Raw genomic sequence first — 20126 nt, forward strand, 5'->3', positions numbered from 1 at the left:
TTTCGGGGGGTGAGGGCGGCGGATGTCGGGAGTGAGGGGGCGGGACGTCAGTGGGCGCCCCCGATATGGCGCTCGACGGCTTGCAGGCAGTCGGCGAAGCCCGGGTGATCGCGGCGGTGGTCCAGCGGCAACGGGATATCGAGGGTTTCTACCACGCCTGCCGGCTGGGCCGCTGTCTGGCCACCCAGCACCATCACCCGGTCGGCGAGCAGCACGGCCTCCTCGATGTCGTGGGTGACGAAGACGATGGCGGCCTCGGTACGGCGGCGCAGGTCGACCAGCTCCTGCTGGAGGCGGCGCCGGGTGATGGCGTCCAGCGCCGAGAAGGGTTCGTCCATGAACAGGACTCGCGGGCGCACGGCCAAGGCCCGGGCGATGCCCACCCGCTGCTGCTGGCCGCCCGACAGGGTATGCGGCCAGCGCTCGGCGAGCTCCTCCAGCCCCACCAGCGCCAGGGGCTCCAGCGCCCGCCGACGTCGTTCGGCCCGGGAGAGGGCCAGCCCCTCCAGGCCTAGTTCCACGTTGGCGCGCACGCGACGCCAGGGGAAGAGCCGCGGTGACTGGAAGACCATCGACCAGGCCCGGGTGTCGCGGGCTCGGCCCTCGGGAATCTCGACCGTGCCCCCCTGGGGGGCGAGCAGGCCGGCCAGGGCGCGTAGCAGGGTCGACTTGCCGACTCCCGAGGCGCCCACCACGGCGACGAACTCCCGGAGGTGCAGGTCCAGGTCGACGCCGGTGAGCACCGCGGTGGCGTCGAAGCCCAGCCGGAGGCCTCGCGCGCGAAGCACCGGGGGCAGGGTCGTCTGGGAGGCGGTCATGGCTGCCACCTGAGCAGCCGGCGCTGCAGCGTCATGAACAGAAAGTCGAAGGCCGCATAGAGCCCGGCGATGGTCAGCATGTAGACCACCACGATGTCGGTGGCGAGCAGGCTGGAGGCCTCCATCATGCGCTGGCCGATGCCCGGAATGCCGAATAGCTCGGCGGCCACCACCGTCATCCAGCCCTGGCCCAGGCCGGCACGCAGCCCGCCCAGGATACCCGGGGCCGCCGCCGGCAGGCTGACCTTGGTCAGCCGCGCCAAAAAGCCGCCCTGGCCGAAGGCCCGGGCGACCTCGACATAGCCTGGGTCCACCGCGCGCACCGCGCTGACGCTGGCGAAGTAGTTGATCCAGAACACGCCGATGCTGATGATGAAGGCCGCCGCCGAGGGGTTGATGCCGAACCAGATGATGGCGAAGGGGATCCAGGCCAGCGGCGGAATGGGGCGCAGCAGCCGGGCCAGCCAGGCGTGAAGGGCGTCGAACACGGGCAGCATCGCCGCCGAGACGCCCACGGTGATGCCCAGCAGCGAGCCCAGCAGCAGGCCCACGCTGTAGTGGGCGAGGCTTGCCGTCACCACCTCGAGCCAGATGCCATCGGCGATCTCGGCGGCCAGGACGCCGGGAATCGCCGAGGGCAGTGGCACCAGGCTGCCGGGCAACAGGCCGCTGCGCAGGGCCAGTTCCCAGAGCAGCAGGAAGGCGGCCAGGCCCAGGGCGCCGAGCAGGCTGCGGCGATAGCGCGACAGGACCGGTGTCATGGTCCCGCGAGCTCCTTGGCCAGCGCATCGTAGAGGTCGGTGTCGAACAGCGCATCCAGGTCGACGCGTTTGCTGAGCGTGCCCTGGGCGATCTGGAAGTCATGCATGGTGCGGGTGGCCTCGCGGATGGCATGGGGGTCGGCGAGGTAGTTCGAGGAGGGCGAGCGCAGGGCGGCCTCCACAGTATCGAGCCCGATCAGTCGCTTGCCGACGAACTCGCGAACATGGGGTGCAGCGCGCTCGGGCTCCTCGCGCAGTACCTCGGTGGCGCGCAGATGCAGGGCCATCAGCTTACGCATGGCCTCGGGGTGCGCCTCCAGCACTTTCTCACGGGCCGCCAGTACGGCGCCGGGCTGGCCGGGCAGCATCTCATCGGCACGGGCCACGACCCGGGCGCTGTCGTCGCGCTCCTGCACGGTGGTGAGGATCGGCTCGAGGATCGAGGCGCCATCCACCGCCCCGGCCAGCAGCGCCTGCTGGACCCGGTCGGCACCCATGGCGACGATCTCCACGGCCTCCTCGCCCACGCCCAGCCGTTCGATCAGCCAGTAGCGCAGTACGGTGTCGGGCACCGAGCCGCGGGGGAAGGTGGCGATCTTCGGCTTGCGGCCCTGCGCCTCGGTGAAGCGGGCGATGGCCTCGGCGGGATCTTCGACGCGGGCGAAAGTGTCCGCCAGCTCGCCGCGGGCGACCAGGCCGATCTGCTCGCGGATGCTGGCCGCCAGCACCTTGATCGGCACGCCATTGGCGCGGGCGACCATGGCCGGGCCGATGCCGAAGTACATGACGTCGAGCTCGCCGGAGGCCAGGGCTTGCACCATGGCCGGGCCGCTGGAGAAGCGGGTCAGCTCGAGCTCGAGGCCGGCCTCGGTGGGCCAGCCTTCGCCTTCCATGACGAACAACTGGGCGACTGGCAGGATCGGCATGTAGCCCACCTCGAGGCGGGTGTTGGTGTCGGTGGCCTGGGCCGGGCCGGCGGTGATCAGCAGGGCCAGCAGGGGGGCGAGTAGACGGGGGACGCGGGACATGGGCTCTCTCCGGGCGTGAATCACGACCGTTCATCCTAGTGCCTGGGCCTCTTATGCCTGAAATATTTATATAAAATAATTTTTTATACATATATGTTATTTGATGCGGCCCTGCCGCTTTCCGCCATGGTGTCACGCCATGTGAAGTGGCAGGGACGTAGACGGTTACTGGATCGAAACCGTGCAGATTGACTGGCTCGGCCAGAGGGTGGCTGAACAATCGTCACCTTGTCCGCGGGGCGATTTTTGCCTTGAACGGCGCCGGCGGATAAGGTTTCGGCTATGTCCATTCATGGCATGACATGCCAAGGAGACCCGATGAAAGCGTTCGATCGCCCCCTGACCCTTGCCCTGGCCGGTGCCCTGCTGGTCGCCCCGTTCGCCTGGAGCTCCACTACTCTTGCTGAAGAGCCTGCCCTGGTGCGCTTCTCAGTGCCCCCCTGGCCCGGGGTGACCGTCAAGAGCGCCCTGGCAGCCCAGCTGCTGGAGGTTCTTGGCTACCAGACCCGCCAGCAGGAGCTGGGCTCTACCATCACCTATGAGGCCCTCACTCAGCATGAGCTGGATGCCTTCCTCGCCGCCTGGTTGCCCTCCCAGCAGAGTATGTACGACACCACCATGGAGAAGGGCCTGATCGTTGATCTCGGCAACAATGTCGAGGGCGCACGACTGGGTTTCGCGGTGCCCAGCTATGTCTACGACGCCGGTGTGACCTCTGCCGAGGATCTGGCCGACGAGGCGATCGCCGACAAGTTTGATCGTACCGTCTACTCCATCGAGGTCGGCTCGGGCATGAGCGACACCCTCAACGAGGCGGTCGAGAACGATACCTATGGCCTGGGTGACTGGAAGCTCTCCGAAACCTCCACGCCGGGCATGCTCAGCGCGGTGGACGCGGCCATCGACCGCGGAGAGTGGATCGTCTTCGCCGGCTGGACGCCTCACTGGATGAACATCGAGTACGACATCGAGTACCTGACCGATACCCAGAACATGTGGGGCCCCGAGGGGGGGCGCAGCGACGTGCGCACCCTGGTGACCAGCGACTTCGCCGAGGCTGCCCCCAATGCCACCCGGCTGCTCGACCAGCTCAGCTTCACCGCCGATGACCAGAGCGCGATGATTCGTGGCTTCAGCTACGAGGAGCGCGAGCCCGAGGCGGTGGCGCTGGCGTGGCTACGCGCCAACCCGGCCAAGGTGCAGGCCTTCCTGGAAGGCGTGACCACCCGCGACGGCGAGCCGGGCTGGTCGGCTGTGCAGCAGGCGCTGGAAATCCCCGACGCCTGAGCCGGCCGTGATCTTCTCACTGCGGCAGGTGAGCGCCCAATGTTCGGCGGTTCAGTAGCCGGTCATCTCCAGATAGCCCCGCCCTCTTGGCGCGCCGCTGGCGTGGTCGAAGACATTCACCTCGCCCTCCCAGTAGGCCACCGAGGTATCCATCCAGCGCTCGGTGTGAGGCGCCACGATCTCCAGGTCGATGCCCTGTGACGGCACCTCGAGATGCCAGCGGATGGGCAGCTCACGTCCGGCAACGCTGGCGGTGGCCAGGGGCTCGAGGACGAGGCGGTCGTCATCCAGGGGCGTGGTTTCGCCCTCGGGGATGATCCAGCTGCCGGAGAGGTAGTTGCCCCCTTTCTGGCTCCCGCCGCGCAGGCGGAAGGCCATCAGCTTGTGGCCATCGGCCAGGTGCAGCGAGAACCAGTCCCAGCCCGCCTGGGCGGGGCCGAGCAGCTGGCTGCTCCACTCGCGGTCGAGCCAGGCGCGGCCGGTCACCCGGCGCGGCTCGCCGTCCAGGGTGACCTCGCCGCTGACCCGATAGAAGGGCTGGCTGACATAGATCGAGCCCTGGCCGTCGGCGGACTTCTGGCTGAAGCCTTTTTCGCCGTGCAAGACCAGCGGGCCGTCGGCCTCCAGTGCCAGTCGGTAGCCGAAGGAGGCCCCGTCGCGCTCGGCCGTGGCGACCACCTCGAGCCGCGACAGGGCATTCCGGTCCGGGTCGCTGACGCGGCTGGTCATGCGCCAGTCATCGAGCCAGGCACGGAAGGGGGCCGCGGTGACGCCCGCCTGGTCGCGTTCGGGATCACTTTCCCGCGAACCGCTGCGGGCGAAGCGCTCGGCTACCCGGTGGGTAGCGCCCTGCGAGACCGCCATGTGGGCCATCCACAGCTGGTCCACGGCCCAGGGGCTAGGCGTCTCGGGGCGCGCGGCGGGCGGCAGCTGGGCCTGGCGGAACAGGGTCCACTGCACGCCCAGCGGCTCGCCGCTCTCGTCTTCCAGGTTGGCGGTCAGGTACCACCACTCCAGGCGGTAGTGGGGGTGGGGGCCGTGGTCCTCGGGAAAGCGCAATGGGGTGTCGGGTGTGGCCTGCCGGAAGCCGCCGGCCTTGGCGCCCAGACCGGCGAAGCCAGCGCCCGGGTCGCGAGGCGTGTGGTCCTCGCAGCCGGCCAGCAGGGCCATCAGTAGTACCAGCAGCCACGACAGGGCTCGTCTCATGTTGCCTCCTCCTCAGCCAGCAGGGTGCGGGGTGGCGTGCGCCATAGCGTCAGCGCCGGCAGGCCGGCCGCCAGCAGCGCGACCCCGATCGCCGTGGCCAGGGTCAGCCCGATCTCGGCGGGGAAGACATGCAGCGGCAGGCGCCAGCCGAAGGCGGCCACGTTGATCACCGCCACGAGACAAACGGTGATGGCGATGCCCAGCGGCACGGCGGCCAGCCCCGTGAGCAGCGAGACGCCACCCAGCTGAGCCAGCTGGATGCCCGCCAGACGAGCGCGGGTCACCCCCAGTGCCCACAGCGGGGCGAGCCGGCGACGGCGCTCCCGGGCCTGGGCCAGCAGGCTGGCGAGCAGGGCCAGGGCCGCCACGGCCAGGGTCAGGGCGTTGAGGGCCCGGGTGATGGCGAAGGTGCGCTCGAAGATCTCGGTGGAGAGCGCCTTGACCTCGCGCTGGTCGCGCAATGCGTCGCGGCCCAGCGCGAAGCGCTCGTCGAGCGCACGGGAGAGCGCCTCGGCCCGGCGACTCCCCGGCGTGCCGGTGTCGGCGAGCACGATGCCCAGCGACCCCGGCGCGGCGGCGAAGCGCTCCCGCAGCGCGGCGGTGGCCAGCAGCACCTCGCCGCGGGGGTTGCCGTAGTCGGGGTAGATGGCGGCCACCGTCACCCGCTCCTGGCCGCCCGGCGAGCGCAGCACCAGCCGCTCCCCGGGGGCGATGCCTTGGCCGAGGGCCAGCTGCTCGTTGATGAAGGCCTCGCCCGCCTCGAGGGCGGTCCAGGCCGCTTCCCGCCCGGCCCGGGTCTCGAGCAGTGGCCAGGTGGGGGTGAGCCGCTCGCCCGGGGTGATGCCGAACAGCGACACCGGCACCTGGAGGGTCCGCCGGCCGGCGGCGTCCTGCACTTCGAGCAGGGTGGACTCGCCGTCGGCGGTGGGCAGCAGCTCGGCGATCTCGTCGCGCGCGGCTAGCCACTCCTGAACGCTATCAAACTGCCCGACCGGCGGGCGCAGGTAGAGGTCGGCGGTCAGCCGCTGGTCGAGCCAGTCGAGGAAGGTGAGGCGAAAGCCGCCGACCATGCTGCCCACCCCCAGGTTGGCGGAGAGCGCGATCAGCAGCGCCATCATGGCAAGCGAGAGGCGCGGCAGCTGGAGCTGCAGGTCGGCCAGCGCCCACTGGGTCAAGGGGTGTGGCCGGGCGAGCCGGCCCAGGCCGGAAAGCCCCGCCGCCAGCAGCGGCGACAGCCAGAGGGCGCAGGCCAGCATCATCGTCGCGATCATGACGAAGCCGGCGACCAGCCCCTCGCCGGCAGGCTGTGCGGCCAGCCAGGTCCACACCGCCAGGGCCAGCAGGGCCGCGAGGCTGCCGGCGATGGCCTGGCCACGCAGCTGGCGCTGGAAGCCCGCACGCCACGCTTGGGCCTGGCCGAGCCCCAGCACGCCGAGCCGCGCGGCTCGCCACAGGATACCGCTGCCGGCGACGAAGAGCCCGCCCAGGGTCACCCCGAGCCCGCCCAGCCAGTAGTGCCAGGGTAGACGCAGCTGTACGCCCACCGCGGCGCCGTAGAGGCTCTGCAGGGTGGCCGCCACGTCCGGCAGCAGGGCACTGGCCAGCCAGGCGCCGCTGGCGATACCGGCCAGGGCGCCGATAAGGCCCAGCAGGGCCAGCTCGAGGGCCAGCAGGGCGACCAGGGTGCGCCCCGGCACGCCCAGCGCGCGCAGGGTGCGCAGCAGCCCCAGGCGCTGCTCCAGCGCCAGCCCCAGCGCCGCCTGGACGATGAACAGCCCGACGATCAGCGCCAGCAGCGCCATGGCGGTGAGGTTGAGGTGGAAGCTCGCGGTAAGTTCGCCGGGGTCGACCCGGGTGTCGGCGCGGGTCAGGCGGTAGCCCGCGGGGGCCGACTCCAGTTCGCCGGCCGCGGTCACCAGCCGGCTGAGCGTGGTGCCACGCTCCAGTAGCCGGGCCGCGACGGCGATGTCCACCACCAGGGTATCCGGCGGCAGCGCCGGGGAAAGGACCAGCGGCGGCAGCCGTTGGCCATCGGCCAGCGCGGGCTCGGCGCCCGGGGCCGCCTGTCGCTCGAGCCCCAGTCGCGGGGTGGTATCCGGGGCCAGCCGGGTCTGCCAGGGCGGGGTGAAGAAGGCCGTAAGTTCGCCCGGGTGTGACGCGGATGGGCTGCCCGCCGTGGCGAAGGCGCTGTCGCCGGGCAGGGTCAGCGGGTCGATGCCGATCACCGTCAGCCGCTCGCCCAGCGCGGTGACCAGCGTGCCCTCCAGCAGCGGTGAGACGGCCAGGCCCTGGCGGCGCAGGCTGACGAAGTCCGCCCGGGCGAGGGGCTTGCCGTCGCGGCGCTCCAGGCGGTCCAGGCCAGTGGTGAACAGCGCCTCGGCGCGGGCGTAGCTGTCGCGGGCCGAGGCGTTGATCGCCTGCACGCCGCTCCACAGCGCGCCGGCCACCCACAGGCCCAGCAGCAGCAAGGCGAGCTGGCCGGGATGACGGCGATAGTGGGAGAGCAGGGTCAGCAGGGCAGTGAGCATGGAGGTACGTGGCTGGCGAGCGAGCGGAGCGCTAGGGCCCCTGGTGCCGGTATCGTCTCATACAAGCGAGAAGGCAGGGAGTGCAGGCGTCCGCCGAGGTGCCAAGCAGCGGCTACTTATGACCGGCTTTATTGGCTGGCTCGTCGTCGAGATGCAGCCAGCGGGCCAGCCGGGAGTGGCGCTGTCGGCTCAGGTACCAGGGCAGCAGGGTCATCACGGTGAGGATAACGATGGCGGCTGTGATCGATAGCAGCGGGTTCAGCTCGAAGGCGCGCCCGAGGCTGGCGAACACCAGGGTCATGGGCAGCATGCCGATTACCGTACCCAGCGCGAAGCGCCCCACGCTGATGGCAGTGACGCCGGCGGCATAGCTGACCAGTGCAAACGAGAAGATGGGCACCAGGCGCGTGACCAGCACGGTCAGGAACAGCAGGCGCTGCGACCCCTGGCTACCGAACAACGGATTGCTCGGCAGCCTGGCGCGCAGGGCATCCCGCCCCAGCAGGCGGGCCAGGGTGAAGGCGATCATGGCCCCGGCCATGGCGCCGATGATCGACAGCAAGGCGCCGGGGAGCAGGCCGAAGGCCAGCCCAGCGGCCGCGGTCACCGGCAGGGTGGGAATCGGGCCCACCACCACCGCCAGCAGCATCAACAGCAGCAGCAGCAGGGGCCCCAGGTTGCCCTGGCTGTTGAACCAGGCGGCGATGCCGGCGGGGGAGAAGCTCATGGGCAGGCCCAGCGCCTGGAGCAGCCACCAGATGCCGGCCATGATCGCCGTCACGATGACGAGGAGCCCGGCCCTGAAGGCCCAGACGGCGTGGGTGGTCACGGTGTTGGTGTCCTGGTCGCGCGGAATTGGCCGAGATGGCCATGGGTGAGGTGCAGGCAGCGGTCCAGAGGGGCGGCGACCCGTGGGCTGTGGGTAACCATCAGCAGGGCGCAACCGGTGTCGCGTACCAGGGCCAGCAGCAGCTCGAGCACCTCGTCGGCGCTGCCCTCGTCGAGGTTGCCGGTGGGCTCGTCGGCGAGCAGCAGGGCCGGGCGCGGCGCCAGGGCGCGGCCGATGGCCAGGCGCTGCTGCTGGCCGCCGGAGAGCTGTTCGGGGTAGCGCTTCGTCAACCCGGTCAGGCCCAGCCGCTCGAGGAGCTCGGCTGTCCAGGCGCTATCCTCGCGGCCGGCCAGGCGCGCCTGCAGACGCAGGTTATCGCGCACGCTCAGGCTCGGCACCAGGTGAAACTGCTGGAACACCAGGCCCAGGGTCTCGCGTCGCAGCCGTGCCCGGCCGGCCTCGCCGAGCGACGAGATGGCGAGGCCGGCCACCCTGACCTGGCCGCGGTCGGGCAGGTCGAGGCCCGCGGCCAGGTGCAGCAGGGTCGATTTGCCGCTGCCCGACTCGCCCATCAGCGCCAGGCTCTCACCGGCGGCCAGGGTCAGGTCGACCCCGGCCAGCACCTCCAGTGGCCCCTGGGGGGTGGCATAGGCCTTGGTGACCTGGCGGAACTCGAGCATGACGGACTCCCTGGCGCTGGCGTTTGCTGACAAGGCTCAGGAAGGGATGGTGGCACAGAACGCGCGTTAGCCACAGGCCACGGAGGGAGGGGTGTCGCCGATGTCGCGGTCGGGTATAACGGGGGATGCATCAGCCACAGGATTCGAGGAGGCACAGTGCATGACGGTGACGGTATCGCAGCATTTCGTCAGCGAGTTGTTTCAGGGCGTGCCGGAGATGGAGGCCAAGCGCGTCAGTTTGCTGCGCCGTGCCGGTATCTCGCCGCGGTTGCTGGAGTCGCCCCATGGGCGGGTCACTGTTGAGCAATTTGTCACCCTCTACCGATTACTGGTCAACGCCTGCGACGATGAGACACCGGGCTTCTTCGCCCGGCCACTGCGCGGTGGCACCCTCAAGCTGCTCTGCCTGAGCCTGCTGGAGGCCCCCACTCTGAGGGTCGCTCTGCATCGCTATCGTCTATTCTTCCGTATCCTGCTCGATGACTTCGGCTACGAGGTCAGCTATGGTGACGGCCTGGTGCGCGTTGGCTTGGTGGAGCATCGGCCTCCAACGGGCAGCCGCATCCTGGTACATGAGCTGATGCTCAAGCTGCTTCACGGCATTGCCTCCTGGATGATCACCCGCAAGATTCCGCCGATCATCCTGGAATGCGCCTACCCGCAGCCCGAGCACAGTGCCGACTACCGCTACTTCTATCCCGGGCGACTGCTCTTCGATCGCCCCCAGACCGCCATTTACTTCGACGTGACGGTGCTCGACGAACCGATTCGTCAGACCAAGCGACAACTGGGCGCCTTCCTCCAGCGTGCCCCGGCGGACTGGTTCTACGTCTCCTTCGAGGAGCGCCTGCTCTCCCACCGGGTGCGCGAGTACCTGATCCGCCATGGCGCCTATGCCGCCGGAGTGGCGGAGGTGGCCGAGGTGCTGCACATGTCGGTGCGTACCCTGTCGCGGCGACTGGCCGCGGAGGGCACTCGCTTCCAGGCGGTGAAGGATGAGTGCCGTCGAGATGTCGCCGTCCAGGCTCTGACCCGCAGCGACCAACCTCTGGCCGGTATCGCCGAACGGCTCGGCTTCGAGGATCAGGCTTGCTTCAGCCGAGCCTTCCGTGTCTGGACCGGGGATACGCCCGCCGCCTACCGGCGGCGGGCCTGAGTTATATCTCCTGGCGGATTCGTTTTTTGTCGAGTTTGCCCACGCTGGTCTTGGGAATCTCGTCGACGAAGCGGATGTAGGCGGGCAGCGCCCAGCGATTGATGCGCCCCTCGTTAACGAACTGCATGAGGAAGGCCTGCACCTCTTCGCTTGCCGGTGGATGGTTGAGATCCTTGGGTACTATCAGGGCGGCAGGGCGCTCGCCCCACTGCTCGTCGGTCACGCCGATTACCGCTACCTCGGCCACATCAGGGCACTGGGCGATCAGGCTCTCCAGCTCTAGTGATGAGACCCATTCGCCGCCAGTCTTAATCACATCCTTAATGCGGTCGCGGATATACAGGAAGCCGCGCTCATCGAGGCTGGCTACGTCGCCGGTATGCAGCCAGCCGTCGCGCCATAGCGCCTCGCTGCGGGTGGTCTCCTTGTAGTAGGCCTGGGTCAGCCAGGGGGCGCGGACGCGCACTTCACCGATGCTCTCACCATCGTTGGGCAGCGGCGTGCCGTCCTCGTCCACCACCTGTAGCTTCACCAGCGGCATGGCCAAGCCGGCCTTGCAGCGCCATGGCAGCTGAGTCTCGAAATCGGCCTCGGCGATATCCCGTGGCAGGACGTCGGCGGTGAGTAGCGGGCAGGTTTCCGACATGCCGTAGGCGCTGCGGGTATCGATACCCAGCTCATGGGCGCGGCGCGCCAGCGCCTGGGTCAGCGAGCTACCACCGATCAGCAGCTTCCAGCCGGAGAGGTCGACCCGGCCCGAGGCGATGGGTTCGGCGTTCAGCACCATGCCCAGCAGAGTGGGTACGCAGTGGGAGAAGTCCACCCGCTCCTCGACCAGCAGCGTGATCAGCATCTCGGGCTCGTAGCGTCCCGGGTAGACCTGGGTAGCGCCGAGCAGGGTGGCGGTATAGGGCGCGCCCCACGCATGCACGTGGAACATCGGCGTGATCGGCATGTAGACCTTGTCGCGATTGAGCAGCTCGACCCCCGCTGCCTGGAAGATGCTGGCCTCGGTCAGGGTGTGCAGCACCAGCTGGCGATGGCTGAAGTAGACGCCCTTTGGGTTGCCGGTGGTTCCAGTGGTATAGAAAAGCGTGGCCACCGCGTTCTCGTCGAAGGTGGGGAAGTCATAGTGGACAGGTTGTTCGGCCAGCCGCGCCTCATACTCGCCCACCAGTAGCAGGGGGGTGTCGATCTCACCGGCCTCATCCTGGCACAACAGGTAGCCGCTAATGCGCGGTAGCCGATCGTGGAGTCCCTCCAGCAGTGGCACGAAGTCCTGATGCACCAGCACGAAGTCATCTTCGGCGTGCTCCATGGTGTAATGGATCTGCTCTGGGGAGAGGCGCACGTTCACGGTGTGCAGCACCGCGCCGAGCATGGGGATGGCGAAGAAGGCCTCCAGATAGCGGTGACTGTCCCAGTCGAGCACCGCCACCACGTCACCAGCCTTGACGCCTTGGGTGTTGAGCAGGTGAGCAAGCTGATGCACCCGCTCACGGAAGCGGCGGTAGTCGTGGCGGCTCAGGTCGCGGTAGATGATCTCGTTGTTGTCGGCCATGCGCACGCCGCTCTCCAGCAGATCACCGATCAGCAGCGGCGAGTGGGTCGCGGAGGGCGTGGGTGGCAGGATCTTGGGGGTAACGGTTGTCATTGTGATGTCTCCTGGGGGCTCCAGATCAGCAGCGCTCGATAAGCAGGGCGATGCCCTGGCCACCGCCGATGCACAGGGTGATCAGGCCGTAGCGGCCACGGGTGCGCTCTAGTTCCGCCAGGGCCTTGATCACCAGAATGGCGCCGGTGGCGCCCACCGGGTGTCCCAGGGCCACGGCACCGCCGTTGGGGTTGAGACGCTCGGCGGGGAACTCCAGCGCATCGGCCACGGCCATGGCTTGGGCGGCGAAGGCTTCGTTGGACTCGATGACATCGATATCGCTGATGGACAAGCCGGCCTGGGCTAGGCAGCGGCGCACCGCGGGAATCGGCCCCAGTCCCATCAAGTGCGGCTCGACCCCGGCGGTGGTGCCGGTGAGCAGCTTTGCCCGGGGCGTCAGGGCACGTTGCTTGGCCTCGTCGGCACTGGCCAACACCAGGCTGGCCGCCGCGTCGTTGAGGCCCGAGGCGTTGCCAGCGGTGACCAGCCCATCCTTCTGAAAGGCGGGCTTGAGCCGGGCGAGGTCCTCCAGAGTGACCGAGTCGCGTACATGCTCGTCACGATCGAAGACACGCTCCTGCTTGCCGACTCGGACGCTGACCGGAACGATTTGCTCCGTGAAGCGCCCCTCGGCGATCGCCCGAGCCGCCTTGTGGTGGCTCTCCATGGCGAAGCGATCCACCGCCTCGCGGCTGAAGCCGTAGCGGCTGGCGATGTTCTCGGCGGTGCAGCCCATATGACCGCTGCCGAAAGGATCGCTAAGGACGCCCAGGGTCAGGTCGGTGACCGCCGCATGGCCCATGCGCAGGCCGCTGCGGGCCTGGGGCGGTAGCAGATAAGCGCCGCGGCTCATGGACTCGGCACCGCCGGCCAGGGCCAGGCGGCTGTCGCCCAGGGCGATCTGCTGGGCGGCAGACAGCACGGCCTGCACTCCCGACCCGCATAGGCGGTTGACGTTGAAGGCGCCGGCCTCATCGGGGGCCCCTGTGTCCCGGGCGATATGTCGGGCCAGGTAGGCGTCCTGGGGGCCGGTGGTGATGATATGGCCGTAGACGGCGTGATCGATGGCCTCAGCCTCGACGCCGGCACGCTTGAGCGCCTCGCGGGCGGTGACAGTGCCGAGCTCATGGGGGGCGAGGCCCGAGAGGCTGCCGCCCAAGTCGCCGATGGCGGTGCGGGCTCCACTCAGGATTACGACGGAATCAAGTTGCATGAGATTCTCCAGTTTCAGGCCTTGCCCAGCAGCGAGCGGGCAATGACTTCCTTCATGATCTCCGAGGTGCCGGCGTAGATGGTCTGCACCCGGGCATCCAGATAGAAGCGCGAGATGGGGTATTCACGGGTATAGCCGTAGCCGCCGAACAGCTGCAGGCAGACGTCGGCGGTGGCGCACTGCATCTCGGTGAGACGCAGCTTGAGGATGGCGGCCTCGGTCGGCCCCATGGCGCCCTGGCGGTACTGCGCCATGCACTTCTCCAGGTAGGCGCGGCCCAGTTCGATATCCGACTGCACCCCGGCCAGGGTAAAGCGGGTGTTCTGGAAGTCGCCAACCCGCTGGCCGAAGGCGCGGCGCTCCTTGACGTACGCCAGGGTGAGCTCCAGGGCACCCTGCATGGCGCCCAGGGCCTGGGCACCGACACCGAGGCGCTCCCGGGGTAGTTCCTGCATCAGGTAGGCGAAACCCTTGCCCTCCTCGCCGAGCAGGGCATCTGCAGGCAGCTCGACGCCGTCGAAGAACAGCTCGGCGGTATCGCTGGCGTGCTGGCCGATCTTCTTGATCGGCTGGCCGCGGGAGAAGCCGGGCAGGGCGGTGTCGACCAGGAAGAGCGAGACCCCCCTGGCGCCGGCCTCGGGGTCGGTCTTGGCGCAGACGATCACCATGTCGGCCACCTGGCCGTTGGTGATGAAGATCTTGCTGCCATCCAGTCGCCAGCCATCGGCGGTGTGCCGGGCGCGGGTCTTCATGCCGGCCAGGTCGCTGCCGGCGCCGGGCTCGGTCATGGCGATGGCGCCGACGACCTCGCCGCTGGCCATGGCCGGCAGCCAGCGCTGCTGTTGCGCCGGGGTGGCGATATGCAGCAGGTAGGGCATGACGATATTGGCGTGGATATTGTAGGCGCTGGCCAGACCGCCGAATCCGCGCCGCGAGATCTCCTCGACGACCAGCTGGGTGATGGAGAAGTCGGCGCCGGTACCGCCCAGCGGCTCCGGCATGTCGATGCCCAGCAGCCCCGCCTCGCCCATGAGTTTCCAGAGGTCACGAGGCACCTCGCCGGCCTCCTCCCAGGCCGCGTAGTGGGGCGCAACTTCCTGGTCGAGGAAGCGGCAGATCATGTCGTGAAACAGCGGGGTCAGCTCGTCCTGTGGTGTACTCGAAGTCACGCTTGCAGCTCCTTGCGCAGGTGTCGCTTGAGAATCTTGCCGGAGGTGCTCTTGGGCAGGGCATCGCTGAAGTGGACCTGCTTGGGCACCTTGTAGTGGGCCATGTGCTCGCGAGCATGCTCGATCAGTGCGGTCTCGCTGACCTCTTCGCCCTCCTTGAGCACTACCACGGCAATGATCGCCTCGATCCACTTCTCGTCGGGCATGCCGATCACGGCCACCTCGGAAACGGCGGGGTGCTGGAACAGCACCTCCTCCACCTCGCGGCTGGCCACCACCACGCCGCCGGTGTTGATGACATCCTTGATGCGGTCGACGATAAAGAGATAGCCCGCCTCGTCGAGGTAGCCCACATCGCCGGAGTGGAACCAGCCGCCCAGGAAGGCCTCCTCGGTCATCTCCGGCTTGTCCCAGTAGCCGGTGAGCAGCTGCGGCGAGCGGTGGACGACCTCGCCGTGCTCCCCCGGCGGGACATCGTTCATCTCGGCGTCGACGATGCGCGTCTCTACGGTGAGGATGGGGCGGCCCGCCGATGCCGGACGGGCATCGTGCTCCTCGGGTCGTAGCACCGTGGCCAGCGGGGCGATCTCGCTCTGGCCGTAGCAGTTGTAGAGCCCCACGCCGGGGATGCGCCGGCGTAGCTCCTCGAGTACCGGCACCGGCATGATGGAGGCTCCGTAGTAGGCCTTCTTCAGCTGGTTCAGTTCGTGGCGATCGAACTCGGGGTGGTGTAGCAGGCCGATCCACACCGTCGGCGGGGCAAAGAAGGAGACGATGCCGTGGCGCTCGATCTGGGCCAGGCAGTCGTCGGGTGCCGGCGCCTCCCGCAGGTGAACTGTTGCACCCAGCAGCAGGGCCGGCATCAGGAAGACGTGTATCTGCGCTGAGTGGTAGAGGGGCAGAGCGGCCAGCATCGGCTCGTCGGCCTTGATGTCGAGTTCCACCATGCAGGCCATGTACTCGGCGAGCAGTGCCTGGTGGGTCATCATCGCCGCCTTGGGGGCGGTGGTGGTGCCCGAGGTATAGAGCAGCTGGGCCAGGCTCTGGCCGTCGAGCTCCACCGACGGCTCTTTGTCGTCGCCCTCGGAGCGGGCCGCCTTCAGCACGTCGAAGCCGTCGCTCTTCGGGGCATGCAGGGTGCCCGAGAGCGTCAGGTCGACCGCGCTGCTGGCCGCCGCCACCTTGTCGGCCAGGCTGAGGTCGCTGAGCAAGCCGCTGGCGCCCGACTGCTCGAGGATATAGCTGAGCTCCTCGCTGCTCAGGGCGAAGTTGATCGGCACATGGATCAGGCCGGCCCGGGTGGCGGCCAGCCAGGTGATCACGTAGGCGTCGGAGTTCTTGCCGTAGACCGCCAGGCGATCCCCGGGGCTCAGGCCCTGGGCAAGCAGTCGGTTGGCAACCCGGTTTGCCGCGCGGTCGAGCTCGGCGTAGGTCCATCGGTGATCATCGAAGACCAGGGCCAGACGGCTGCCGTTCTTGCGGGCGCTGCGCGCCAGGGCCGCGCCGATAGTGTGCTGCTGGATGCGGCTCTGCATGGTCATCTCATCTCCACGAGTTGTGCTGTTGTGATGGGAAGGTCGAGGGGCTCAGGCGTCGCTCGCCTGGACCAGTCGACAATGGCCATCCGGATGGCGTCCTCGCCCAGAGGGCCGATGGGGTCGCGGTGGGCGCCGGTCATATCGGCGAGGTTGCCGATGCGTATCTCGTTATCGGTGATCTCGGCGGTGACTGCCTGAGAGGCGAGCAGCATGTAGGCAGCGAGAGAGTGCCCAGAGCAAACTGACGGGTATGGAGCATGTAGGTGCCTTTGCGTTGTTGTTGTCCGTTGGGTAACGCCACGGGCGGTGTTCGGAGTCATGGTAGGAGCAAAGGCGAGCTCAGGGTTGACCTATCGGGTCAGAGTCTTTGCATTTCGTGCCATATTTAGCGGTGATTTCGCCATGCTGCGAGTCAATGGCGCGACTTGCCGACATATGCGGCCAAGGTATTAGGGGGCTTCCCTCAACGTAAAGCGGTGGCCGAAGGCGCCTCTTATGGTGGCGTCTATGACACCTTGTTTCTCGAAAAAGACCAGAACCTTGAGGAAGCTGTCGGAGGACTCTCCCGCGAGCAGGGCACTGTGGCGCATGGCGGATGCCAGTGAGTCTTGCAACTTGGCGAACCGCTCATTGATGGCAGCGAGTGTCTCGAAGAGGTCGACATCCTTCTTGTGTTCTGCCAGCCATTCGGGAGCGATGGGCCAATCGATCTTGGCTTCGGACTGGTGGAGAAACCAGGCACAGCGCTGGATGGCTTCCATGAGTTGAGCCAGATGGCGCTGTTGCGCTTCGAGAATATCGTGGGTCATGCAGCATCCTCTACGTGGACTGGCCGAGAATGCTTTATGGCGATGGCCTGGAAAGGCGTCGGCTCATCGCCATGTGTATAAGTCACGATATCCACAGGCAGCTCCAGGCGCGCCTCGAGTGCCTGCTTCAACTCGGCGCGGGTGAGGAGCGAGATGGGGCTGGAGGACACCAGCAGCAGATCGAGGTCCCCGCCGCGTCGGGCATCGTCGAGACGCGAGCCGAAGACTCGTACGTCGATATCCTCTCCGGCGAATTGACGAATGCAGGAGAGGATGGTTTCTCGCTGGGAGCAAGTGAGTCGCATGCTGTATGGCTCCTTGCAGTACCGGGTGTTCTATGCCTGCAATAGCCAGAGTCTAGCATCTGTTTCAGTGCAGGCATCGGCCTGGCACAGGAGAGCCGCAGGATGCTCTGAGCGCTGATGTTCAGCTGTCACTGGGAGCGTCTTCCACGCTCCTTACCCTCGCGTAGGCGAGATAAGCCGTAGGCACACCCGGCGGGGCCTACGGAGAACGTTCCTGGAAGAAGCTTTCAGTGATCGTGGTCACCATGGTTATCGCGGCCCGGCTGGGCCAGGGCGTTATGTAGGGTGCGGGCGTTGTGGCGCATCATGCCCAGGTAGGTGCTGGCCTCGCCCTCCGCCGCCAGGGCATCGGCGTAGAGGGTGCCGGCGACAGGCAGGCCGGTCTCCTCGGCGAGCTGGTTGATGATTGCGGGGCTGGTCATGTTCTCGTGGAATAGCGCCTGGACGTTCTGCTCGCGGATCACATCGATCAACTGGGCCATGTTAGCCGCGCTGGGCTCCGCCTCGGTGGAGAGCCCCTGGGGCGAGAGGAAGCGCAGGCCATAGGCCCGGGCGAAGTGGCCGAAAGAGTCGTGGCCGGTGATCACGCTGGTGGAGGCGGGAATCTCGCCAAGCAGTTCGCGGATCTCGGCATCAATGGCGTCGATCTCGTTAATGTAGCGCTCGGCGCCGGCCCGGTAGGCATCGCCTTGGTCCGGGTCGGCCGCGATCAGGCCGTCGCGGATATTGGCCACGTAGACGCGGCCCAGACCCAAGTCCTGCCAGGCGTGGGGGTCGATGGGGCCGTGGTCATGGCCGTCGTGGGCATCGTTGCCCTCATCGTCAGGCGCCTCATGGCCGTGATCCTCGGCGTCGTCGTGGCCATCATGGCCGTCTTCCTCCGCGACGGCGATCCTCCCCGCGATGCCGTCGCTGGCCACCACCAGGTGGCCGGCAAAGTCGCTGGCGTCGATCAGGCGCTCCATCCAGCCCTCGAATTGCAGTCCGTTGAAGACCACCAGGTCGGCCTCGGCCAGGGCGCGGGCGTCGGTGGGGTGCGGCGAGTAGACGTGGGCATCGCTGTCCGGCCCCACCAGGGCGGTCACCTCGACATGCACGCCGCCGACATTCTCGATCATGTCGGCGAGGATGCTGAAGCTGGTGACCACCTGGACACGCTCGGCGGCCAGGGCGGCGGGCAGGGCGAGCAGGGTGGAGATCCCGGCGAGCAGGGCAAAGGGGCGGGAAAGGCGCATGTAGAGCTTCCTCGGTGGTTTGTCAGGGGTGCGGTATCAGTCGTGCTCGGGGGCGCCCAGCGGTGCGGCATGGCGACGCCAGCGGGCGGTCAGGCTATGGTGGCGGCCGAACAGCGCGGAGAGCACATAGCCGCTGCCGGCCAGCAGGATGATGGCCGGCCCCGAGGGCAGGCTGAGGTGGTAGGAGAGCAACAGGCCGCCGGTGCTGGCCACCAGGGCGATGCCGATGGCGATGGCGATCAGCCCCTCCAGGCGTTGGCTCCAGAAGCGCGCCGTGGTGGCCGGCAGCATCATCAGGCCCACCGCCATCAGGGTGCCCAGGGTCTGGAAGCCGGCGGTGAGGTTGAGCACCACCAGCCCCAGGAAGATGCCGTGCACCACGCCGCCGCGCACCCCCTGGCCGCGCAGGAACAGCGGGTCGAGGCACTCCACCACCAGGGCGCGAAAGATCACCGCCAGGATCACCACGATCAGGCTGCTGATGCCGGCGATCAGCACCAGGGCGGTGGTGTTCACGGCCAAAATCGAGCCGAACAGCACGTGTGTGAGGTCCACGCTGCTGCCGCCCAGCGACACCAGCATCACCCCCGCGGCCAGCGAGATCAAAAAGAAGCTGGCCATGGCCGAGTCCTCGCGGTGGCCGGTCATCTGCGACACGCTGCCGGCGAGCACCGCTACCAGCAGCCCCGAGAGGATGCCGCCCAGGCTCATGATCGGCAGCGAGAAGCCGGCGGCCAGGAAGCCCAGCGCCACCCCGGGCAGGATGGCGTGGGCCATGGCGTCGCCGATCAGGCTCATGCCGCGCAGCATCAGGAAGACCCCCAGCGGCGGGGCGGCCAGCGACAGCGCCAGGCCGGCCACCAGGGCGCGCTGCATGAAGCCATAGTCGAAGGGGGCCAGCAGCCAGGCCTCAAGCAGTGCCAGCATGGGAGGCATCCGGAAAGGTCAGGGGCAGGCGCGGTGCCCGGGGCACCAGGCCGCTGTGGTGGTCGAGCAGGGCGTCGGGGCTGACCCAGCGGCCATGGCCGCCGGAAAGCAGTAGCACATCGTCGGCCAGGCGGGCGAGCTGCTCCATGTCATGGATCACCACGATGATGGTGGCGCCTTGCCGGGCCATGTCGCGCAGCACCTCCATCAGCACGTCCACCGTCTCGATGTCGACGTTGGCGAAGGGCTCGTCGAGCAGCAGCAGTTCGGCCTCCTGCATCAGGGTGCGACCCAGCAGGGCGCGCTGGCGCTGGCCGCCGGAGAGCTCCCCGAGCGGCCGGTGGGCCAGGTGCGAGATGCCCAGTCGCGCCATGATCTCGCGGCCACGGCGGTAGTGGGCCGCGCAGTAGCCCTTCAGCGCCCCGTGGCTCGGCCAGGTGCCGGTCATGATCAGCTCTTCCACGCTCATCGGGAAGGTGAGATCCAGAGCCAGTTGCTGGGGCAGCCAGGCACAGCGCTCACGGGGTACCCGGCACTCCACGCTGCCGGCCACCGGGGCCAGCATGCCCATGATGGCGGCGATCAGGGTGCTCTTGCCGGCGCCGTTGGCGCCGATCAGGGCGGTGATGGCGCCATCCATGAAGCGGCCGTCCAGGTGCTCGAGGACCGTCTGGCCGCCGCGCGCCAGCTGCAGGTCGTGCAGTTGCAGGCGCGACATCAGGACCACCATCCCGCGGCCCAGGAGACCGTCAGCCATAGGGCGGCGAGCGGTGCCGCGACCAGCAGCAGGCGGCGGGTCGCGGAGAGCGACATCAGGGAGAAGTGGCAGGGCCCTTCCGGGTGATGCCGGTGTCGATGGTGTGCCATGAGGGAGCCTCCGGAAAACTGGCGGAGGTTATAACATAACAATACGGGCGCTGGCCACCGCGAGACGCGACGCCGGAGCAGCTCGTGGCGTGTGGTAACCTCCCCTGACGCCCGAC

Annotated in this window: 20 protein-coding genes; 2 read left to right on the forward strand and 18 right to left on the reverse strand. The window is 68.2% G+C overall.

The annotated features are described in order from the left end of the window. Window positions 1-47 precede the first annotated feature (47 nt). From DFO68_RS02570 to DFO68_RS02580, 3 genes are read right to left on the reverse strand one after another with little or no spacing between them, the layout of a single operon-like run. Window positions 48-818, reverse strand: coding sequence for an ABC transporter ATP-binding protein (locus DFO68_RS02570; protein ID WP_133481742.1), 771 nt, complete (start codon window positions 816-818; stop codon window positions 48-50). Beyond that, entirely contained in the window at window positions 815-1579 is a 765-nt protein-coding gene (locus DFO68_RS02575) for an ABC transporter permease (RefSeq protein ID WP_208107344.1), read from the reverse strand. The genes DFO68_RS02570 and DFO68_RS02575 overlap by 4 nt, the downstream gene beginning before the upstream one ends. After that, complete coding sequence (locus DFO68_RS02580; RefSeq protein WP_133481745.1) at window positions 1576-2607, reverse strand: ABC transporter substrate-binding protein; 1032 nt, start codon at window positions 2605-2607, stop codon at window positions 1576-1578. The genes DFO68_RS02575 and DFO68_RS02580 overlap by 4 nt, the downstream gene beginning before the upstream one ends. A gap of 318 nt (window positions 2608-2925) precedes the next feature. On the opposite strand from DFO68_RS02580, the gene DFO68_RS02585 reads away from it, so the two are divergent. Next, complete coding sequence (locus DFO68_RS02585) at window positions 2926-3894, forward strand: ABC transporter substrate-binding protein (protein WP_133481748.1); 969 nt, start codon at window positions 2926-2928, stop codon at window positions 3892-3894. A gap of 51 nt (window positions 3895-3945) precedes the next feature. Here the strand turns inward: DFO68_RS02585 and DFO68_RS02590 are convergent, their stop codons facing one another. The 4 genes from DFO68_RS02590 to DFO68_RS02605 all read right to left on the reverse strand — a co-directional run bounded on the left by DFO68_RS02590 (window position 3946) and on the right by DFO68_RS02605 (window position 9137). After that, a complete protein-coding gene (locus tag DFO68_RS02590) occupies window positions 3946-5100 on the reverse strand; it encodes a lipocalin-like domain-containing protein (RefSeq protein WP_133481751.1) in 1155 nt (384 codons plus the stop codon). After that, the gene (locus tag DFO68_RS02595; protein WP_133481753.1) at window positions 5097-7628 is read right to left on the reverse strand and encodes an ABC transporter permease; all 2532 of its coding nucleotides are present in this window, start codon (window positions 7626-7628) and stop codon (window positions 5097-5099) included. Before DFO68_RS02595 ends, DFO68_RS02590 begins: the two co-directional genes overlap by 4 nt. Window positions 7629-7740: 112 nt before the next feature. After that, window positions 7741-8457, reverse strand: coding sequence for a TVP38/TMEM64 family protein (locus DFO68_RS02600; protein ID WP_208107345.1), 717 nt, complete (start codon window positions 8455-8457; stop codon window positions 7741-7743). Continuing rightward, complete coding sequence (locus DFO68_RS02605; protein WP_133481756.1) at window positions 8454-9137, reverse strand: ABC transporter ATP-binding protein; 684 nt, start codon at window positions 9135-9137, stop codon at window positions 8454-8456. The genes DFO68_RS02600 and DFO68_RS02605 overlap by 4 nt, the downstream gene beginning before the upstream one ends. Before the next feature lie 160 nt (window positions 9138-9297). On the opposite strand from DFO68_RS02605, the gene DFO68_RS02610 reads away from it, so the two are divergent. Further along, window positions 9298-10293 (forward strand): AraC family transcriptional regulator, encoded by a 996-nt coding sequence (locus DFO68_RS02610; protein WP_133481759.1) that lies wholly within the window; start codon window positions 9298-9300, stop codon window positions 10291-10293. 1 nt (window position 10294) lies between these two features. Here the strand turns inward: DFO68_RS02610 and DFO68_RS02615 are convergent, their stop codons facing one another. The 11 genes from DFO68_RS02615 to DFO68_RS15440 form a co-directional block, all read right to left on the reverse strand. Next, entirely contained in the window at window positions 10295-11947 is a 1653-nt protein-coding gene (locus tag DFO68_RS02615) for a fatty acid--CoA ligase (RefSeq protein ID WP_133481762.1), read from the reverse strand. A gap of 25 nt (window positions 11948-11972) precedes the next feature. Continuing rightward, window positions 11973-13160 carry a beta-ketothiolase BktB gene (gene bktB / locus DFO68_RS02620; protein ID WP_133481764.1) on the reverse strand — a complete coding sequence of 396 codons (1188 nt, stop codon included), beginning with the start codon at window positions 13158-13160 and terminating at the stop codon, window positions 11973-11975. Window positions 13161-13174: 14 nt separating this feature from the next. Beyond that, window positions 13175-14281: an acyl-CoA dehydrogenase family protein gene (locus tag DFO68_RS02625; protein WP_133481956.1), complete on the reverse strand. Its 1107-nt coding sequence runs from the start codon at window positions 14279-14281 to the stop codon at window positions 13175-13177. A gap of 44 nt (window positions 14282-14325) precedes the next feature. Next, window positions 14326-15870: a fatty acyl-CoA synthetase gene (locus DFO68_RS02630; protein WP_133481766.1), complete on the reverse strand. Its 1545-nt coding sequence runs from the start codon at window positions 15868-15870 to the stop codon at window positions 14326-14328. Continuing rightward, window positions 15867-16079 carry a hypothetical protein gene (locus DFO68_RS15760; RefSeq protein WP_243726392.1) on the reverse strand — a complete coding sequence of 71 codons (213 nt, stop codon included), beginning with the start codon at window positions 16077-16079 and terminating at the stop codon, window positions 15867-15869. Before DFO68_RS15760 ends, DFO68_RS02630 begins: the two co-directional genes overlap by 4 nt. Window positions 16080-16316: 237 nt before the next feature. Then, entirely contained in the window at window positions 16317-16676 is a 360-nt protein-coding gene (locus DFO68_RS02640) for a hypothetical protein (protein ID WP_243726393.1), read from the reverse strand. Beyond that, the gene (locus tag DFO68_RS02645; RefSeq protein ID WP_133481768.1) at window positions 16673-16981 is read right to left on the reverse strand and encodes a nucleotidyltransferase domain-containing protein; all 309 of its coding nucleotides are present in this window, start codon (window positions 16979-16981) and stop codon (window positions 16673-16675) included. Before DFO68_RS02645 ends, DFO68_RS02640 begins: the two co-directional genes overlap by 4 nt. Window positions 16982-17208: 227 nt before the next feature. Further along, window positions 17209-18216, reverse strand: a complete 1008-nt coding sequence (locus tag DFO68_RS02650; protein WP_133481770.1) for a metal ABC transporter solute-binding protein, Zn/Mn family — start codon at window positions 18214-18216, stop codon at window positions 17209-17211. Between the two features lie 36 nt (window positions 18217-18252). After that, window positions 18253-19143: a metal ABC transporter permease gene (locus tag DFO68_RS02655; RefSeq protein ID WP_133481772.1), complete on the reverse strand. Its 891-nt coding sequence runs from the start codon at window positions 19141-19143 to the stop codon at window positions 18253-18255. After that, window positions 19127-19861 carry a metal ABC transporter ATP-binding protein gene (locus DFO68_RS02660; RefSeq protein WP_133481774.1) on the reverse strand — a complete coding sequence of 245 codons (735 nt, stop codon included), beginning with the start codon at window positions 19859-19861 and terminating at the stop codon, window positions 19127-19129. The genes DFO68_RS02655 and DFO68_RS02660 overlap by 17 nt, the downstream gene beginning before the upstream one ends. Next, the gene (locus DFO68_RS15440) at window positions 19861-20010 is read right to left on the reverse strand and encodes a hypothetical protein (protein ID WP_166637511.1); all 150 of its coding nucleotides are present in this window, start codon (window positions 20008-20010) and stop codon (window positions 19861-19863) included. Before DFO68_RS15440 ends, DFO68_RS02660 begins: the two co-directional genes overlap by 1 nt. Window positions 20011-20126 lie beyond the last annotated feature (116 nt).

Source organism: Halomonas ventosae, from assembly GCF_004361885.1.
Lineage (GTDB): Bacteria > Pseudomonadota > Gammaproteobacteria > Pseudomonadales > Halomonadaceae > Halomonas > Halomonas ventosae_C.

Coding starts and splice junctions, on each gene's coding strand:
- DFO68_RS02570 (WP_133481742.1), bottom strand. CDS start 818: ATGACCGCCTCCCAGACGACCCTGCCCCCGGTGCTTCGCGCGCGAGGC.
- DFO68_RS02575 (WP_208107344.1), bottom strand. CDS start 1,579: ATGACACCGGTCCTGTCGCGCTATCGCCGCAGCCTGCTCGGCGCCCTG.
- DFO68_RS02580 (WP_133481745.1), bottom strand. CDS start 2,607: ATGTCCCGCGTCCCCCGTCTACTCGCCCCCCTGCTGGCCCTGCTGATC.
- DFO68_RS02585 (WP_133481748.1), top strand. CDS start 2,926: ATGAAAGCGTTCGATCGCCCCCTGACCCTTGCCCTGGCCGGTGCCCTG.
- DFO68_RS02590 (WP_133481751.1), bottom strand. CDS start 5,100: ATGAGACGAGCCCTGTCGTGGCTGCTGGTACTACTGATGGCCCTGCTG.
- DFO68_RS02595 (WP_133481753.1), bottom strand. CDS start 7,628: ATGCTCACTGCCCTGCTGACCCTGCTCTCCCACTATCGCCGTCATCCC.
- DFO68_RS02605 (WP_133481756.1), bottom strand. CDS start 9,137: ATGCTCGAGTTCCGCCAGGTCACCAAGGCCTATGCCACCCCCCAGGGG.
- DFO68_RS02610 (WP_133481759.1), top strand. CDS start 9,298: ATGACGGTGACGGTATCGCAGCATTTCGTCAGCGAGTTGTTTCAGGGC.
- DFO68_RS02615 (WP_133481762.1), bottom strand. CDS start 11,947: ATGACAACCGTTACCCCCAAGATCCTGCCACCCACGCCCTCCGCGACC.
- bktB (WP_133481764.1), bottom strand. CDS start 13,160: ATGCAACTTGATTCCGTCGTAATCCTGAGTGGAGCCCGCACCGCCATC.
- DFO68_RS02625 (WP_133481956.1), bottom strand. CDS start 14,281: ATGATCTGCCGCTTCCTCGACCAGGAAGTTGCGCCCCACTACGCGGCC.
- DFO68_RS02630 (WP_133481766.1), bottom strand. CDS start 15,870: ATGACCATGCAGAGCCGCATCCAGCAGCACACTATCGGCGCGGCCCTG.
- DFO68_RS15760 (WP_243726392.1), bottom strand. CDS start 16,079: ATGCTGCTCGCCTCTCAGGCAGTCACCGCCGAGATCACCGATAACGAG.
- DFO68_RS02640 (WP_243726393.1), bottom strand. CDS start 16,676: ATGACCCACGATATTCTCGAAGCGCAACAGCGCCATCTGGCTCAACTC.
- DFO68_RS02645 (WP_133481768.1), bottom strand. CDS start 16,981: ATGCGACTCACTTGCTCCCAGCGAGAAACCATCCTCTCCTGCATTCGT.
- DFO68_RS02650 (WP_133481770.1), bottom strand. CDS start 18,216: ATGCGCCTTTCCCGCCCCTTTGCCCTGCTCGCCGGGATCTCCACCCTG.
- DFO68_RS02655 (WP_133481772.1), bottom strand. CDS start 19,143: ATGCTGGCACTGCTTGAGGCCTGGCTGCTGGCCCCCTTCGACTATGGC.
- DFO68_RS02660 (WP_133481774.1), bottom strand. CDS start 19,861: ATGTCGCGCCTGCAACTGCACGACCTGCAGCTGGCGCGCGGCGGCCAG.
- DFO68_RS15440 (WP_166637511.1), bottom strand. CDS start 20,010: ATGGCACACCATCGACACCGGCATCACCCGGAAGGGCCCTGCCACTTC.